This window comes from Acinetobacter amyesii (genome assembly GCF_002018365.1).
In the GTDB taxonomy this organism is placed as follows: domain Bacteria; phylum Pseudomonadota; class Gammaproteobacteria; order Pseudomonadales; family Moraxellaceae; genus Acinetobacter; species Acinetobacter amyesii.
Map to the genome: position 1 here is coordinate 247,255 of NZ_MVKX01000003.1, position 17,338 is coordinate 264,592.

A 17,338-nucleotide genomic window follows, 5' to 3' on the forward strand; every position below is an offset into this window, starting at 1 on the left:
TGGATGACCATGAGTCGCGCCATATCGCATATTGATACCTTCCAAGGCTTAATTCTTGCCTTACAAAACTACTGGGCTGAACAAGGCTGTGTAATTCTTCAACCATACGATATGGAAATGGGTGCGGGTACATTCCACACTGCAACTTTCCTACGTGCCTTAGGCCCTGAAACTTGGAACGCTGCTTATGTTCAGCCATCTCGCCGTCCAAAAGATGGCCGTTATGGTGAGAACCCAAACCGCCTACAACACTACTACCAGTTCCAAGTGGTGTTGAAACCAAACCCAGACAACATCCAACAGTTGTACTTAGATTCATTGAAAGCCATTGGTATTGATACCCTTGTTCACGACATTCGTTTCGTGGAAGACAACTGGGAATCTCCAACACTTGGCGCATGGGGCTTAGGTTGGGAAGTTTGGTTAAATGGTATGGAAGTGACTCAGTTCACTTACTTCCAACAAGTCGGTGGTGTTGAGTGCTACCCTGTGACAGGTGAAATCACTTACGGTCTAGAACGTCTAGCGATGTACCTCCAAGGTGTAGACTCAGTTTACGATTTGGTTTGGACGAAAGGTCAATTTGGTACAGTGACTTACGGCGACGTATTCCACCAAAACGAAGTTGAACAATCGACTTACAACTTTGAATATGCCAACGTAGAAAAAATGTTTGAATTATTCGACTTCTATGAAGCTGAAGCGACTCGTTTAATGGAAGCTGAACTTCCACTTCCTGCCTATGAACAAGTAATTAAAGCATCGCATAGCTTTAACTTACTTGATGCACGTGGCGCGATTTCAGTAACTGAACGTCAACGTTATATTTTACGTGTACGTACATTGGCTCGTGCTATTGCCCAAAGCTATGTCGCTGCGCGTGCGAAGCTTGGCTTCCCGATGGCAGAACCTGCTTTACGTGACGAAGTCCTTGCTCAACTCAAAGCTCAAGTTGAAGCGGAAGCAAAAGTAGAATCTAAGGAGAGCAAATAATGTCTAAACATACAGTATTGTTCGAGTTAGGCTGCGAAGAACTTCCACCAAAAAGCTTAAAAAAATTACGTGATGCACTACATGCAGAAACGGTAAAAGGCTTAAAAGACGCAGGTCTAGCATTCGATTCAATCGAAGCTTATGCAGCACCACGCCGCCTTGCGCTTAAAATTGTGAATGTCGATGCTGCACAAGCCGACACACAAAAACGTTTTGATGGCCCTGCGAAACAAGCAGCGTTTGATGCCGAAGGCAAACCGACCAAAGCACTTGAAGGCTTTATGCGCGGTCAAGGCATTACGGTTGATCAAGTATCAACTTTCCAAGCAGGTAAAGTTGAAAAAGTGTGCTACTTAAAAGATGTAAAAGGTCAAAGCCTTGATGTTTTACTTCCACAAATTTTACAAGCCGCTTTAGACAACTTGCCAATTGCAAAACGCATGCGTTCTGCTGCAAGCCGTACTGAGTTTGTACGTCCTGTAAAATGGGTTGTGTTGTTGAAAGACAGTGATGTGATTGAAGCAACGATTCAGGATCACCAAGCAGGCAACGTGACTTATGGTCACCGTTTCCATGCCCCTGAAGCAATCACACTTGCAAATGCCGATGCTTATCTTGATGCCCTTCGTACTGCAAAAGTGATTGCAAACTTTGAAGAGCGCCAAGCAATCATCGACCAACAAGTGAAAGCTTTGGCTGATGAAGTGAATGCCATTGCGATTGTTCCTGCGGACTTACGTGACGAAGTAACAGCATTGGTTGAATGGCCAGTTGCGCTTCGTGCAAGCTTTGAAGAACGCTTCCTTGCAGTGCCTCAAGAAGCACTCATCACGACGATGCAGGACAACCAAAAGTACTTCTGCTTAGTGAATAGCGACAATAAACTGCAACCGTACTTCATTACTGTGTCAAACATTGAGTCGAAAGATCCTTCTCAAATTATTGAAGGTAATGAAAAAGTTGTTCGTCCACGTTTGTCAGATGCTGAATTCTTCTTCCTACAAGATCAAAAGCAACCGCTTGCATCTCGTAAAGAGAAACTTGCAAACATGGTCTTCCAAGCAGAACTTGGCACACTATGGAATAAGTCTGAACGTATCGCGACTTTGGCTGTTGCACTTTCTGCAATCACTGGTGCAAACCCAGCAGATGCTGAAAAAGCAGCGCTCCTTGCAAAATGCGACTTAACCTCTGAACTTGTGGGTGAATTCCCTGAGCTTCAAGGTATTGCGGGTACATACTACGCACGTATTGAAGGCGAAAATGATGAAGTTGCTGAATCTTTAGGTGAACAATACTTACCTAAATTTGCAGGTGACGTTTTACCAAAAACTAAGACCGGTACAACGCTTGCGCTTGCAGACCGTTTAGATACGCTCACAGGTATTTTTGGTATTGGTCAGGCGCCTACAGGTTCTAAAGACCCGTTTGCATTACGTCGTTCTGCAATTGGTATCTTGCGTCTTGTGACTGAAAATGATTTAGACGTTTCGATTGAAGACCTAATCAAACTTGCACTTGCTGCTTATGGCGATGTATTAAAAGATCACGATAAAACTTTAGCGGATGCTGTTGCATTCCTTGAAGGTCGTTACCGTGCGAAATACGAAGACCAAGGCGTGGCTGTAGATGTGATTCAAGCCGTTCAAGCACTTTCTCCAAAATCGCCACTTGATTTTGATAAACGTGTAAATGCGGTAAATCATTTCCGTGACTTACCCGAAGCTGCTGCGCTTGCTGCTGCAAACAAACGTGTTGCAAACATTCTTGCAAAAGAAGCTGCTCCTGAAGGAAATGTCGTTGAAGCAAACTTGGTTGAAGATGCTGAAAAAGCATTGTTCGCTGAACTTGCGAAAATCACACCTGTGGTTGAGCCGTTATTTGCTGCGAAAGATTACACTGCTGCGTTGTCTGCACTTGCTGCACTTCGTGCGCCTGTTGATGCGTTCTTTGACGGTGTGATGGTGATGGCAGATGATAGCGAGCTAAAAGCGAACCGTTTACGTATGCTTGCACAGCTTCGTGACTTGTTCACGAAAGTGGCTGATATTTCGGTGCTTCAACACTAAGTTTAAGCATTAATTAAAAACCCGCTTTAAAGCGGGTTTTTTAATATCAATCAATGTTAAATTACTTTAAAATTATCATCTTAACTAATACTTAAATTACTACCAGAACCAATTTATACAAATAAAGTCGAGGGGGAAAAATGTCTGATAAAAGTTTGACTGAGCGTAAAATTTTGGAAGTTCTTGATTGGACTTACGATAAGGTTTTAGAAGGTGGAATGGGGATTGATTCAGCTCAAGATCTTGCTGAATCTTACTTAAAGGAAAAAGGCTCCTTAGAGGAGCAAATTAACTCCTTAATCAGATGGCAAAACACTAAATCAGCCACTTCTGGCTTCCTTACAGGCGTTGGAGGTTTGGCTACAATGCCTATTGCTGTACCTGCAAACTTTGCTAGTGTTATGTTTGTACAAATTCGTATGACTGCAGCAATTGCCTATATGTGTGGTTATGATATTAAGGATGACCAAGTCAAAACTTTTGTATATGCATGCCTTACAGGGAATGCCATCAAAGATATGCTTAAAGACGTGGGTATTATTATTGGGACTAAACTAACTAAAAATATTATTCAAAATATATCTGGTAAAGTTATAACTGACATTAACAAACGTGTAGGGTTCAGACTACTAACAAAATTTGGTACAAAAGGAGCTATCAACTTAGGCAAAGCAATTCCTTTGGTTGGTGGTTTGATTGGTGGTACTGTTGATGGCATATCTACTAATATAGTAGGTAATACAGCACGTGACCTATTTTCTCCTAATGCTACTTGGTCTTCAAATATGAGAGATGTAAGCTAACTTTTTACCTCCCTGTATTCATTTTTGTACACCCATTTACAAAAAATTGAATATAGGGATATTTCTGACTTCAGACCCACCTTTTATAAAAAATCTAACTATACATAACACACCCTATATTTGATTCATAGCGCATCTTTCTCAAACACTCATTAAGCTCTTAATAAACCCAAAAGCTCAACACGCTATTTAGCATTATGTTTTAGCTATGAAGTGATCACCATTAACACATGGTTTTACATCAAATAAAAAGCATCAAAATGAGATCAATCCACCGATCCGTAAAATCGAATGGCATGAATATCTTAGACCGAAACCTTAAGCCTATAGCCAATTTTCACCCAATTCCCTATACTCAAACCAACAACACTCAACAAGAATGAAACTTATGAAATTGAAAGCATTCCTTTTGACTGGTCTTGCGGGTCTAACACTTTCTGCATGTACATCTGCACCAACAATTCCACAACTTGAAACAGGTGTATTACAAGAAGTTCAAAACATTGATGTCTACCCAGATACTACGGATAACAAAGCAAAACTAACTAAATTTGTAGATAAATGCGTGATTGAATTTACAGGCAATTTAGAAGAAGCAAAATCGGTTGAACAATGGTCATTTAAAGGCTTAACCCTCATTTCAGGTGGTACAGCAACCTTTGCTAAAGACGGCACAAGTTCAGCGCACAATTTTGATTTAAATGCAGCGGATGTACAGAAAAACTTCCTTGCATTACGTGGTCATTTTGCAAAAGATGCGCTTACACAATGTGAATAAATAATAAAAACCATATCTCCAAAATGGAGGTATGGTTTCATTTTTCCTTGAATCTTGAACAATAATTCTTCAAACCCATAATTTTTTATGATGAAGATCGTAACTAGAACCACACCACAGCAACGCGCAAAACACATATAAGCCTCTGTATTTTCATAAAATTACAATACTGCGTCAACTTAACCAAGTTTCCACACTTCAAACTTCCGCGTATCTGAGCTGTTATTGCATTGTGTGACTTATCGCACAAAACCACTTTTTGCTTTTTTTTACTCTTAAGATGTCCTCTGCTCCAAAAGCGCAAATGCTGAGTGCAACAGCAGCGTTCAATAAAAGAGGACAAATGCAAAGATGAAACCTTTATTTAAAACAACACTGATCACAGCAGCATTATTCGCAACCACTCCACTATTTGCGAACACCGCAGTAGAAGCCAATGCGAAAGTTGAAACACAGCAACCGTCTGTACTGCAAAATCTAAAACAAGACATTAATCAGTCTGCGCATACAGCCGGTGACAAAATTGAAAAAGGCGTCGATAAGACCAAAACATTCACCCAAGAAAAATGGCAAGACACCAAAGAATTCAGTGCAGACAAAAAGCAAGATACTAAAAATAAATGGGCTGACCTAAAACAGTCTAAAGATGAAAAATCAGATACAGCTAAAGCCAAGATCGATGCCAAAGCTGAGCAAAACAAAGCCAAGCTTGATGAGCGTAAAGCACAGCTCGATGAAAAAGCTGCAAAAGACAAAGCAAAACTCGATGAACGTAAAAGCAATGTCGACAACAAAGTTGATCAAACCAAGAGCTATTTAGGTGAAAAAGCTCAGGAAGGTCGCCATTTTGCCAGTGAAAAATGGCAACAAACCAAAGCGAATTTCCAAAAAGGTCAAGAAGCCAATGTGAGTGGCAGTAGCAATGTACAGTTGCAAACGCCTGTCGCACAAGCTGAAATTCATAGCTCACATGAAGCCAGCTTAGGCGCTCACAAATAAGTAAACTGGCTTTCATACCCTCTCCTCCAGAGAGTAGGCTCACCCTTCGGTGGGCCTTTTTTTGCCTTATGCAAAATACAAACATGTACAAAGCTGTCATTTGCTGTATTGATTTTGCTACGGCAAGTTTTTTTCGCTGCAATTTTTCCTATAATGCGTTAAAACCATTCATCAGATAGAAAATCTATAAAATTCAGAGGTGAAGCTGTGAAGATTTCATTAAAAGCAACGTTATGCCTAAGCTTAATATTCACGACACCCATGCTTTGGGCACAAGATAACACAGCAGCGCAAAGTACTGAGCAACAAGCGAAAAAGCCTGTGAGCCCTTATGGTGATAATCCAAATTTATTGCATGTTTGGGCCTATAAAGCCCAAGAAGGCGTGGTCGGTGCTGCTAAAAATATTGGCGAAATGACTGAACGTGGGATTTCTAAAATTAAGCCTTCGGTTGACCAAGCTTGGGACAATACAAAAACTGCTACACAAAATACAGTACAACAGGTTGATCAGGGCGCACAGCAAGCCACCCAAAACGTCAATGAAAAATTGAAGCAAACCCGTGAAAATATCACAGGCAAAACCAGCCAACCTGCGCCCATTAGCCAACAGTCGTTGAGTGAACCGTCTTCAGGTAATACGATTAATACGGCTCCAAGCAACAATGCGGGGCAAAATAACAATCAATATCCACAAAGTAGTTATCCATCGAGTTCGACGTCTACGACGTATCCAGTGACTGATTTATAATTTAACACCACATTTAAAAGCTCAACTTTGGTTGGGCTTTTTTAAAAACAAAATTGAATGCTTTTGGTCTTTGGCCTATGCCTATAAAAACAATGAATTAATGAGAAAAAAATGCGAATTTTATTTGGTATCTTGCTTGGCATTCTGCTCTGTGTTGGCTCTGTGATTGGCTTACAACGTTTTCCACAATTGTTGAAAAGTTATCCACAGTTGCAGACTATTTTTCCCCAATTGTACGATTCATACCAATATAACCATGACGCCGAAGGTAAATTATTACAAACCTTAGAGATGCTAGATGACGAAGAATACAAATCGACTGAAGGCAATGAAGCGACGTTGTATCAACTTGATGGTCAATGCAAAATTAATCTTTATCTTTTTGGAGAATCCAATCAATCCCTAACAAGTTATTATTTTCACAATGATCAGATTTTACGTGCCTATGAGACAAATTTGATCTACCCAAATGGTGGCTTTAATCCTGTACCCAATACCAAAGAGCCTTTTAAACTCGAAAAAAGTTATTTACGAATCATGATGCCAAACAGTATCAAGACTGAACTTGAATTTGAGCGGATCAAAAATCATTTCAATGCTAAATTTTTAAAAAAATGCTGAAATTTAACTATTAAATTAAGCATTAATGCATTAAGCAGTAGGCTTGAGATATCGCCTACGTACAAACGATGCTGTACAGATTTGAATAAGCATCAACAGGCAAAATGGATAGTCAACCCAGACTGATAAATGATCAATATGAGCAACCTCTCCAAAGACAGAAAAATAGACCTGCCCCACAATAATAGGCACCACAACAAGCCATAGTCCCCAATACCAATAGCGATTCAAAAAATCAATAAGTGCTAAGACGAAATGCGCAATAAAAAATACCGAAACCAGCACAACTTGTAAGGTCGGCATGAATTTATGAACTTCAAAATCAGGGTTCTGCAATAAATAATTTTCACTGATATTTAGTACATAACTGTACCATGCCCAAGTGATGCATGCGGTAAAGAGAATCAGCATGCAAAATAATCTTAAACTTTTTTTATTGGCAAGATCGACCTGCATAGACATCCCTATTTATATGGAGCTTTTTTCAAAAATAATATTCCTTAAACTCGATTTTAATTCACCTGTCGAATGACCATCCCCGCTTTAAAGGCTTCTACATTTTCCACCAATTGCTGCACAATACGTTGTCGCGCATCGACGCTTCCCCATGCACTATGTGGGGTAATGATTAAATTTGGAATACTTGGGTCGAGCAGCACATTGCCCTGCTTTGGTGGCTCAACCGTCAAGACATCGGTTGCTGCGCCTGCGATCGTTCCTGATTTTAATGCCTCGGCTAATGCCGATTCATTGACAACACCACCTCGTGCGCAATTGATCACAAAGGCCGATGCTTTCATTTGAGCCAAGCTTTCATGATTGAGTAAATCACGAGTTTCATCAGTTAAAGGGCAATGCAAACTCAGAAAATCGACCTGCGCTAACATCTCAGAAAATGCCACTCGCTCAGCCACCATAGGTCGATTCGGTAGCGCACCAATCATAATTTTCATGCCAAAAGCTTTAGCCAAATGTGCCACGGCTTGCCCCAATTCGCCATAGCCGACAATCCCCAAAGTCTTACCAGCCAACTCAATAATTGGAAAATCTAGTAAGCAGAACTGATCCGCTTTTTGCCAATCTCCCTCTTGAACCGCCCGATCATACTGTCGAAATGATGTCGCCAAGTTCAACATTAACATCAAGGTATGCTGTGCGACTGCAGCGGTGCCATAAGCTTGGCAATTACACACCACGATTCCTTGTTGCTGTGCGTGTACAAGCTCAACGTTATTGGTGCCAGTGGCAGAAATTAAGATCAGTTTTAATTGCGGATTGAGCTGCATGTGCTCAGCATTGATGTGTACTTTATTGCTGATAATCACATCAGCCCCTTGTATGCGCTGAACAACCTCTGTAGCCGTTGTTGCGGGATAGAGTATCAATTCATCAAACTGTGCTTCTAGTCCGCTAAAATCTAAGTCCTGTTTATCTAGAGACTGATAATCTAGAAATACCGCTTTCATGGCTGCTTCCCTTCTGGCCGATTATAAAGATTCGATTGTGAATGATTAAAACCTGTGATGCACCAAAGTGCAATCGAACAGCATATAAAAAAACCCGCTATTTCGCGGGTTTATCGAGATGATGTTGCAGTGAATTTCGAATTTTGAGTATGACATAAATGGTCAGTATCGTAAGTAACAACATACTGCTGCTAAAAATCAGTATGCTTGAACTAACCCCCTGTGCATAGGCTGAACCCATGGTCAGCACTAAGATGAATAATACAGCAAGCATCTGCGTTGAATGCATACTGATACCCCTCATATTCCTTATGATGTTTTGGGCAGTATGATTGTTTTTTATACTACCTTTCTCTCATCATAATCCCTTCCTACAAATTAGCAAGCTTTGGATTTTCAAACAAATGCCGAGCTTAAATCTGTTCAGGCTGCACCACGAACTGGCAAGACGCATCGGCGTTTTCGACAAAGAAGACTTGACCAAATTCATCACTACTCAAACGCAGTTCTTTATAGTTCAGTGTGTAATAGCCCACATATTTCTGCATTAAAATCGGATGCATACCTGTCGCCAGTTCATCTTGAGCTAAGACCAATTTCATTACCTGACGGTCATTCATCACCACCATGTAACGCTCATCTTGGACTTGTACATATACCAGGCCTGTGCCCTTCGGCTGCAAAGGGATCAAAAACTTGTGATTCAGCGCAATCACACCGGCTGCATAGCTTTCAATTTTTTGGCTAATCACGTTAAATACTAAACCATGATCAAACTGGTCGAGTAACAGGCTACGATTTTCCTGAGGTAAAAAGGTCGTGATTCCCAACTTTTGCAGATCTTGCTCACTGACTTGTTTGTTATTAAACAATACCCGTAATAAGGTCTGTTTTTGTTTGGCATCAAAAAATTGAGGGTCAAGCTGAAACGAATTGCTTTTTAAAATTTCACCCAAGGCATCACGATGGCGTGTCAGTAAATTTTCGATGACTTTTCGATAATAAAATTTGCTGTTTTTCTTAACCCGACGCATTTTTTGATAAAAATACGGTGCATCAAAAGGATGTCTCAAGAAATCATTTAACAGTTCTGAACTCGCCAATACCGCAATGGCATCATGCCCTGTAAACGGCAAATGCAACACATGCACATGCGGAATTAAAGCCTGTAATTTTTCAAAGTGCGCGCGATCTTCTCGACAATAAGGATCATACACCACGATATATTCACGTGTAGTCGATACGTCTTCAGCAAGTACCCGCATATTGGCATGCAGATTGGGTTGAAAGAACATGCCATAGCGTGTATCGACGATGTCTTCAGGGTCTATGGAGTACTGCGGCACCATACTGACCACGCGCTGAAAACCAAATAAATTGGCATACTTAATGGCAGCATAGCCGCCCATGGAACCGCCATAGGCAATACGCAGCTCAAATTGATCAAGGATCGGCTTGATGGCTTGATACATCGGTTGCATTGATGATGCTGGAAACCACGATTTTTGTTTCGGCATCACACCGATCACATTAAAATCATATTTTTGCAAAGACTTCTCGGCATTGATGCTCAAGCCCTTGGCACGGGTAATCAGATCACCGAAGGAGAAAATAAGCTCACGAGAACTACCGGGCTGAAAAATGACACGAATTTGATCATCTTCAAAAATGATGTGCTTTTCCATTGTGCTTTGCTCCAGTCCTTGTTGCGTCACGCTTTTCCTTCCTTGTTGCATTCAAAGTTTATCTTGTTCCGAATATGCTATTTTATAGAGGCCATACAGATTAAAAAGTGCAGAATATGACACATTCAATACATCCTGCCGCACAACAAGGCTTTAGCTCTGCAGCTGAACTCTATCAACAAGCCCGCCCTGACTACCCGATTGAAATCAGTGCGTGGCTACAACAACATTTAGCTTTAGCCCCTCAAGCCCATCTGGTGGACTTAGGCTCAGGTACAGGCAAATTTCTCGAGTATATTCGCCCACTCAGTGAAAATATCACCGCGATCGAACCTGTGCATGAAATGCTGCAACAATTGCAGAAAAAACATCCGCATATTGCAACTTTAGCCGCCCAAAGTGATCAGATTCCACTGCATGATCATTCTGTGGCAGCGGTATTTTGTGCCCAGTCTTTTCATTGGTTTGCCACCCCTGAAACCCTCAATGAAATCAGTCGTATCTTAGTTCCCAATGGGGATCTTGTATTGATTTGGAACCAACGTGATATCCAAGTCAATTGGGTCAAACAACTCGCTGATGTCTTGAGTGAGCTCGAAGGTGACACACCACGTTATCATAGTGGGCAATGGCAAAAAGTGTTTGAGCAGCAGCAAAAATTTAAATTAATTGCCGAAACGACCTTTCAACAATTGCATCATGGTACAGTGGAACACGTGGTTTCCAAACGATTATTGTCCACCAGTTTTATTGCAGCGTTAAGCCCGGATGAACAACAAAAACTGAAACAACAATTTGAAAATATCGTGGCTGAATCAACCCAAAAGACTGCACAGGATTTCATTGATTTTCCGTATATCACGCATGTCTATATCTTTAGAAAAACACATTAGGATACGATTATGCTCTTGCCAATCTCTTTAAAAAAATTCAGTGTCATCTTCCTCATGGGTACGGTGCTAGGACTCACTGCATGTGAAAAATCATCAAAAACGGTGGAACAAAATAGTGAAATCAGTTCCGACGATCAAATCATGAAAGAACTGAATAGTGATCCTATTAAAAACTTTGCCAAGACCCCAGATGATCTACACGACCTCACGCTACTGACGCAATATGACGAGAGCTTTAGTCAAATTAGCGATGAGATGGAAGATGAACTGATGAAACTGCGTGAGGAAGGCAAACTCACTGATGAATTTGCTACACAGCGTAAGCGTGACAACATCCAGTCAGCACTGAATATGCTCAAAGAACTCGAAATGAAAACTGAGCAAGGCCGTTATATTCAAGGCTTGATGTATCAGTACTGGGACAATCAATCACAAATTTATCGTGAGAAAAATCAAGCAGCCGATGGCGAGTTAAAAAATCCTAGTGATAGTGTCAAAGGTCTCGGCCAGTTTATTCATGCACAAGAACAATTGGGACATTGGCAGGAACAATATCCTGAACTACAAAAAACTCGTCAGCCTTAATCTTCCAACCCTTTGCAATCTATTTACCCAAATTCAACATGGATGAATGAGAAGGCGACACGAGCTTAAAACTCAACCTCAAGGGCACATTCATGCCCTTGAGATGATTGCTCAATCTTAATTTGCGCTATGGTCGTTCAGCATATTGCGGTAAATCACCTGCGATATCATCCCATTCAGCTTTGGATGCGACAAAGATATGACAGGTCGGTTTCTGTGTCAGAGGCGTGTCTAAAGTGCCTATACGTAGGCGGTAATAATCAGGCGTTTCAGCCTTAATACTGATGATTGGCGAACCACACTCACTACAAAAACAGCGCTGCGTGGTGGCCGTGGACGCATACTGTTTCAGAAACTGCTCACCGGCCACAATTTTAAAATCTGCTTTGGCAATCGGGGCATTGGTCGCAAATGCTGTACCATTGGCTTTTCGGCACCGAGAACAATGACATTGCACGATCTCACCGATCGGACCATTGATCTCATAACAAACCGCTCCACACAAGCAGCTTCCGGTATATTGTTCTTGTACGCGCATAGTGGTCTTTCTTAGAAGAATTTCATCTCAAAATATCACAACTCATCAGCAAGATTGTGACAATTTGAAGCGCTTAGTTCTGCAAAGAAACCAAATAGTTTTGAACCCCTTCACCCGCTGCCCGACCGGTCGCAAGGCATGCTGTCAGCAAATAGCCCCCAGTAGGCGCATCCCAATCCAACATTTCTCCGCAGACAAATACAAAAGGATTGCTCTTCAATTGTAAGCCATCATTTAGGACTGAACGCTTCACACCACCCGCGCAGCTAATCGCCTCATCTATCGGGCGGAATCCGTCAAGTTGAATATCTAAATGTTTAATTTTCACAGCAAGTAAGGCCGGCTCATGCCACAAAGATTTATCCACCAGTTCACGGACCAGCGCAGCTTTCGCCGCATCTACACCGGCTTTACGCCAAACATTGGTTAAAGACTGCTTCTTCGAAGGCTGTAATTTCTTAGCCAATTGCTCAACACTTTGATCTGGTAATAAGTCCAAAGTCAGCTGCATAGGCTGAGCAGATTTCACCTGTTGACGCAGTGCTCGACCTTGTTTGTAGATCAATCCACTTTCCAGTCCATAGTGTGAAATGATGATATCGCCTTGGGTCGGCTCGGCTTGATCGACCCATGCATTGACTCGCTTTAAGGGCTGTCCAAACACGGGCTGCATGAACTTCGACCAAACGCGTTCCACACCGGCATTACTGGCCTGAAAAGCTTCAATACTCTCAGGCTGCAGCCATTTTTGCCATGCGCCATCACTGCCTAAACGTGACCAAGACACAGCCCCACATGCCATAATAATCGCATCAAAGCCAAGCGCTTGATTTGATCCATCAACAAGGTTTTGAATTGTCAGCTGATTGGACTGTAAGTCCAAAACTTGATGTCGATAATGAAATTGTACCCCGTCTAGACTAAGACGTTTTAACCAGGCACGCAGCAAAGGCGCAGCTTTCATTTCAATAGGAAAGACCCGACCTGATGAACCAATATAGGTTTCAATACCTAGCCCCATCATCCATTGTTGAATCCATGCTGCATCCCACTGCTTAACCCATGGGCTCAGCCATTCCACTTGATCATAGCGCTGCACAAATTGTTCAATGGGTTCTGCATGCGAAATATTCAGCCCCGTCTTGCCAGCCATTAAAAATTTACGGGCTGCCGATGGTTTTTGCTCATAAACATGAATGTCATAGTCAAATTGGCTAAGCACTTCTGCCGCCATCAATCCCGCAGGCCCTGCCCCAATGATTGCAATACGCTGAGTCATGCCCAATTATTCCGCAGACACTTCGGTGGGTTGCTTGCCTTGTAGCGGCTGAAAATCATCAAAACGTGTGGTGTAATCTACAGGCTTGGTAATGATTAACTGCTGACAGAGTTCACCACGTTCTAGATATTTAATCTCAAAGTGTGTACGTGCTGAAGTCTCTGCAATGCGTTCTTTGACAAAAGGCAGCTTCCAAACATCGATTAACTGCTGCTGCGCTTCCTCAATGTATTCAGGAATATTACTGGCCAAGGTAATCTGACCACCCGACTGCAAACGCGACAATAGAAATTCAAAAAAAGGCATATTTAACCAGCGCTGTGCAGGATTATGCGGTTCAGGGTTTGGATACAAAATAAAGAATTGCTGCACTTGCGCAGGATGTAAAGCATGTACTACCCAAGGCAATGCATCAGCATGAATTGGAGTTAAATTGTTTTGCCCTTCAAGTTGATGCTGCTTTTGCATTGCCACAAATTTTTCACGTGTACGCTCAACAGCAATCAATTGAAATTCAGGATGATTGGCTGAAAACAATAATGCGTGTTTACCTTTACCAGCCCCAATTTCCACACAAATCGGTGTGGAATCAATCGGCTGAAAATCACGGGGAGCTCGCATACGCTGCGCTTGAAATTGACGAATAGGCATAAACAGATCAAACTAAACAGAACGGCATAAGTCTAACAACTGCGACTGTATTTGCCTAATTGAATCATCCGTTTTTGCTGGAGTTAAGCATGCCCACCACCATGAATTGTCCACGCTGCGGCGCATTGACGACTTGGGAAAATAATGAATATCGCCCGTTTTGCTCAGATCGTTGTAAATTGATTGATCTCGGTGCATGGGCCAATGATGAATATCGTCTGCCGACACAAGATGCACCTCAGGCCGATGGCGGCCGTGAAGAAGACCAATTCTAAGGACTCAAGTGCATAAACCTATTATTTAGGTAAATAAAAAAGGAATCCGTTTGGATTCCTTTTTTTGTTAATTCAATTTTCTCTATCTTGTTGCTTAACCCGCTTTACCAGCAACGAAAGGGTTATGTTGTTTTTCATAACCAATGGTACTCATTGGACCGTGCCCTGAAATAAACTGCGTGTCATCCGGCAAGCTAAAACATTCACGCTGAATGGAGTCGAGTAATTGTTGATGGTTACCACGTGGAAAATCTGTCCGGCCTATCGAGCCTTTAAATAACACATCACCCGTCCAAAGCACGGCATATTTTGCGTTATAGAACATGACATGACCTGGTGTATGCCCCGGTGCAAAACGCACTTCAAACTCTTCTGCACCCAGCTTCAAGGTTTCGCCGCCTTCCAACCATTGGGTCACATGGACATTTTCAGGGATCGGGAAACCATATTTCGCAGAAACTTCCTGAATCATGTCCAACCAAAATGCATCCTCTTTATGCGGGCCAATCACTGGAACATTCCAAGCTTGGGTTAATGCCCCAACCGCACCTGCATGGTCTAAATGGCCATGTGTTAACCACAAGGCTTTGACCGTTAAACCGAGCGCTTCAACTTCGGCTTTTAATTTTTCCGGCTCTCCCCCTGCATCAATCAAGACCGCTTCTTTCGACTCAGAGTCCCAAACGATGGAACAGTTTTGTTGAAATGCCGTAACGGGCACGATTTTAACTTGCAACATAGGGCGAAAACCTCAAGGCGATGAATGGGCTAATGTTTGCTTTAAGGCATCAAGATTAGCTTGAAGTAATAAATTGAGCAATGCAACATGATCATCCCGCGCGTTTAATGCGGGAATATAACCATATTCGCCACCACCTGCTGCTTGGAAAATTTCAGCATTTTGCAGCGCCAACTCTTCTAGCGTTTCCAAACAATCCGCTGAAAATGCAGGGCTCATAACCTGTACCGATTTCACGCCTTGTTTGCCCCACGCGTCCAACGTGGCATCAGTATAAGGTTTCACCCATTCTTGCTTACCAAAGCGCGATTGGAAACTGATTTCATATTGATCTTCATTTAAACCAAGCGCTTGCGCGACCAAGTGCCCTGTTACACGGCAACGGTCAGCATAGGGATCACCCTTGTCTGCATAAGGCTGTGGAATGCCATGAAAAGACATCAGCAACTTATCCGCGACCCCATGCTCCGCTTGATAATCACGCACACTTTGCGCTAAAGCTTGAATAAATAGCGGGTGCTGATAGTAGTCACGAATAATACTCAAGCCCGGCAAATTGCGTTGCTGCGGAATCCATTGTGCGATCGCATCATATAGCGGTGCAGTCGATGTGGCTGAATATTGTGGAAATAGCGGAAACAGGACGATGTGGTCTTGTGGCTGCTGCGCCAATTGATCTAAAGCTGCATGAATGCCTGGGTTGCCATAGGTCATGGCAGGAATCACCTTCAGTTCAAACTCTGGATACGCTTGAGTTAAATGTGCTTTTACAGCGTCAACTTGCGCCAACAATATTTCACGCATCGGCGAATCATTGCCCCAAACCATTTCATAGGCATGCGCCACACGCTTTGGTCGAAATGGCAAAATGAACAAACGCAAAATCAATTGCCAAATTGGTTTTGGAATTTCAATGACACGCTGATCAGATAAAAACTGTTGCAGAAAACGACGTACCGCAGGCACAGAAGGTGCATCAGGCGTGCCTAAGTTCGCCAGAATAATGGTGACTTTAGCTTTTTCGGCAGACAACATTACACTTTTTCCATCAATTTGAATGACGCTAATGTAGCAGCTTTTTATCCATTTTATAAAACAGATTAATATGCAGATTTAAATTGAAAAACCCGATCATTATCTAACAAATTACTTTCCAGTAGTTTTTGACCTTTCGAAGTGACTTGCCACAACATGCGTTGACGGTCATCACGTCCATTTGGAATGATCCAATCATTTTGACGCATTTGGCTCTTGATGCTATGCAAAGCCCGAATATTCACCTGAGCACGAGCAACCGCATGCGCACGAGGCATTTCTAATCGGGCATCTTCCAAACCTGTTTCGTTTAGAAATTCATTCATGCGTTTAGAGAAAAACTCTTCTGGGGTCGGATTGACAAAAGTTGAACCCAAAATCGAAAGCAACTGTGCCCAAGTCATTTTTTTCTGAACTTTCAGCTCTTTAAAATTGCCGTCTTGATAGGCATGCATACGATACTCAAAAGAGAACACTTCATGCATCGAGACTTTCGGTAAGCTCAGGAATGGGTCGACTTCTCGTTTTCCTGATTCTGTTTCGAGCTGTACCAATTTTGCTTTTAAGCGATCAATTTCATCATGCAAAGCTTGGGTATTTTGCGGACGAACCCAACCTGAAACAGGATAGCGCTCTAGCATTTGCGGCATGTTCAATCGCACTGCCATTTCTAAATCACGCAAGGTTCGATAGCTAAAGACTTGATCCACTTCATTTTGCAATAGCTTACGAAAGTCTTTGAATTTTTCACGTAGCTCAGGCTTTTCATCATGCAAAGAAAGATCACGTGAATTTGGATCTTCATGCATAAACACAATGACCGGCTTTTGTTTCGTCACTGCATAAATATATTCAAGGTGCATATAACCCACACCTGAAACAGACTGCTCGCCGTACTGACTACCCAGTAAGATCACCACATAATCACAGTCATCAATTTGACGACGCGCAAAAGCCGTACTTAATGGTGTGCGCTGTTCCAACCCCCAAGAGAAAAAACCCATCCCTACAAGAGTCTGTGCCAATATGATCCGTTCTGGCTGCATTTCACTGCCAGATGTGGAAATGAATACTTGATAACGCTTATCGAGCATTAGAGATCCTCTTCCCGTTGCACGCTATATCCAGCACTCAAAAAAGTGGTTGCTGAAACATACAGCATGACTACCCCAAATAGAT

Annotated in this window: 20 protein-coding genes; 10 read left to right on the forward strand and 10 right to left on the reverse strand. The window is 42.2% G+C overall.

Annotated elements, in window-relative coordinates; all coding sequences use genetic code 11:
* The first annotated feature begins 9 nt into the window (after positions 1–9).
* The 7 genes from glyQ to B1202_RS06550 all read left to right on the forward strand — a co-directional run bounded on the left by glyQ (position 10) and on the right by B1202_RS06550 (position 7,013).
* The gene (glyQ, locus tag B1202_RS06520) at positions 10–993 is read left to right on the forward strand and encodes a glycine--tRNA ligase subunit alpha (protein WP_067666981.1); all 984 of its coding nucleotides are present in this window, start codon (positions 10–12) and stop codon (positions 991–993) included.
* On the forward strand, positions 993–3,062 hold the full coding sequence (gene glyS / locus B1202_RS06525) for a glycine--tRNA ligase subunit beta (protein ID WP_078189757.1): 2,070 nt from the start codon (positions 993–995) through the stop codon (positions 3,060–3,062). The genes glyQ and glyS overlap by 1 nt, the downstream gene beginning before the upstream one ends.
* Before the next feature lie 140 nt (positions 3,063–3,202).
* Entirely contained in the window at positions 3,203–3,865 is a 663-nt protein-coding gene (locus B1202_RS06530; RefSeq protein ID WP_078189758.1) for an EcsC family protein, read from the forward strand.
* Between the two features lie 388 nt (positions 3,866–4,253).
* Positions 4,254–4,643 (forward strand): hypothetical protein, encoded by a 390-nt coding sequence (locus B1202_RS06535; protein WP_078189759.1) that lies wholly within the window; start codon positions 4,254–4,256, stop codon positions 4,641–4,643.
* Between the two features lie 351 nt (positions 4,644–4,994).
* Positions 4,995–5,642, forward strand: coding sequence for a hypothetical protein (locus tag B1202_RS06540; protein WP_078189760.1), 648 nt, complete (start codon positions 4,995–4,997; stop codon positions 5,640–5,642).
* A gap of 261 nt (positions 5,643–5,903) precedes the next feature.
* Positions 5,904–6,392: a hypothetical protein gene (locus tag B1202_RS06545; protein ID WP_078189761.1), complete on the forward strand. Its 489-nt coding sequence runs from the start codon at positions 5,904–5,906 to the stop codon at positions 6,390–6,392.
* A 111-nt stretch (positions 6,393–6,503) separates the two neighbouring features.
* A complete protein-coding gene (locus B1202_RS06550; protein WP_078189762.1) occupies positions 6,504–7,013 on the forward strand; it encodes a hypothetical protein in 510 nt (169 codons plus the stop codon).
* 30 nt (positions 7,014–7,043) lie between these two features.
* Here the strand turns inward: B1202_RS06550 and B1202_RS06555 are convergent, their stop codons facing one another.
* The 4 genes from B1202_RS06555 to B1202_RS06570 form a co-directional block, all read right to left on the reverse strand.
* The gene (locus B1202_RS06555; RefSeq protein ID WP_078189763.1) at positions 7,044–7,469 is read right to left on the reverse strand and encodes a hypothetical protein; all 426 of its coding nucleotides are present in this window, start codon (positions 7,467–7,469) and stop codon (positions 7,044–7,046) included.
* A 56-nt stretch (positions 7,470–7,525) separates the two neighbouring features.
* The gene (locus B1202_RS06560) at positions 7,526–8,479 is read right to left on the reverse strand and encodes a 2-hydroxyacid dehydrogenase (protein ID WP_078189764.1); all 954 of its coding nucleotides are present in this window, start codon (positions 8,477–8,479) and stop codon (positions 7,526–7,528) included.
* Positions 8,480–8,576: 97 nt separating this feature from the next.
* Positions 8,577–8,768, reverse strand: a complete 192-nt coding sequence (locus B1202_RS06565) for a hypothetical protein (protein ID WP_078189765.1) — start codon at positions 8,766–8,768, stop codon at positions 8,577–8,579.
* Between the two features lie 124 nt (positions 8,769–8,892).
* On the reverse strand, positions 8,893–10,164 hold the full coding sequence (locus tag B1202_RS06570; protein ID WP_078189846.1) for a hypothetical protein: 1,272 nt from the start codon (positions 10,162–10,164) through the stop codon (positions 8,893–8,895).
* A gap of 116 nt (positions 10,165–10,280) precedes the next feature.
* Between B1202_RS06570 and B1202_RS06575 the strand changes: the two genes are divergently transcribed.
* Together B1202_RS06575 and B1202_RS06580 are read left to right on the forward strand one after the other, a co-directional pair.
* Positions 10,281–11,057 carry a class I SAM-dependent methyltransferase gene (locus B1202_RS06575; protein WP_078189766.1) on the forward strand — a complete coding sequence of 259 codons (777 nt, stop codon included), beginning with the start codon at positions 10,281–10,283 and terminating at the stop codon, positions 11,055–11,057.
* A gap of 9 nt (positions 11,058–11,066) precedes the next feature.
* A complete protein-coding gene (locus tag B1202_RS06580) occupies positions 11,067–11,642 on the forward strand; it encodes a hypothetical protein (RefSeq protein WP_078189767.1) in 576 nt (191 codons plus the stop codon).
* A gap of 127 nt (positions 11,643–11,769) precedes the next feature.
* Here the strand turns inward: B1202_RS06580 and B1202_RS06585 are convergent, their stop codons facing one another.
* The 3 genes from B1202_RS06585 to B1202_RS06595 form a co-directional block, all read right to left on the reverse strand.
* Complete coding sequence (locus B1202_RS06585; RefSeq protein WP_078189768.1) at positions 11,770–12,180, reverse strand: GFA family protein; 411 nt, start codon at positions 12,178–12,180, stop codon at positions 11,770–11,772.
* A 73-nt stretch (positions 12,181–12,253) separates the two neighbouring features.
* Positions 12,254–13,459 (reverse strand): TIGR03862 family flavoprotein, encoded by a 1,206-nt coding sequence (locus B1202_RS06590; RefSeq protein WP_078189769.1) that lies wholly within the window; start codon positions 13,457–13,459, stop codon positions 12,254–12,256.
* Between the two features lie 6 nt (positions 13,460–13,465).
* Positions 13,466–14,116, reverse strand: a complete 651-nt coding sequence (locus B1202_RS06595; RefSeq protein ID WP_171262609.1) for a DUF938 domain-containing protein — start codon at positions 14,114–14,116, stop codon at positions 13,466–13,468.
* An 83-nt stretch (positions 14,117–14,199) separates the two neighbouring features.
* On the opposite strand from B1202_RS06595, the gene B1202_RS06600 reads away from it, so the two are divergent.
* Complete coding sequence (locus tag B1202_RS06600) at positions 14,200–14,385, forward strand: DNA gyrase inhibitor YacG (RefSeq protein WP_078189771.1); 186 nt, start codon at positions 14,200–14,202, stop codon at positions 14,383–14,385.
* 94 nt (positions 14,386–14,479) lie between these two features.
* Here the strand turns inward: B1202_RS06600 and B1202_RS06605 are convergent, their stop codons facing one another.
* The 3 genes from B1202_RS06605 to B1202_RS06615 form a co-directional block, all read right to left on the reverse strand.
* On the reverse strand, positions 14,480–15,124 hold the full coding sequence (locus B1202_RS06605) for an MBL fold metallo-hydrolase (protein ID WP_078189772.1): 645 nt from the start codon (positions 15,122–15,124) through the stop codon (positions 14,480–14,482).
* Positions 15,125–15,136: 12 nt separating this feature from the next.
* On the reverse strand, positions 15,137–16,159 hold the full coding sequence (gene hemH / locus B1202_RS06610) for a ferrochelatase (RefSeq protein WP_078189773.1): 1,023 nt from the start codon (positions 16,157–16,159) through the stop codon (positions 15,137–15,139).
* A gap of 65 nt (positions 16,160–16,224) precedes the next feature.
* A complete protein-coding gene (locus tag B1202_RS06615; RefSeq protein WP_078189774.1) occupies positions 16,225–17,253 on the reverse strand; it encodes a DUF4062 domain-containing protein in 1,029 nt (342 codons plus the stop codon).
* Positions 17,254–17,338 lie beyond the last annotated feature (85 nt).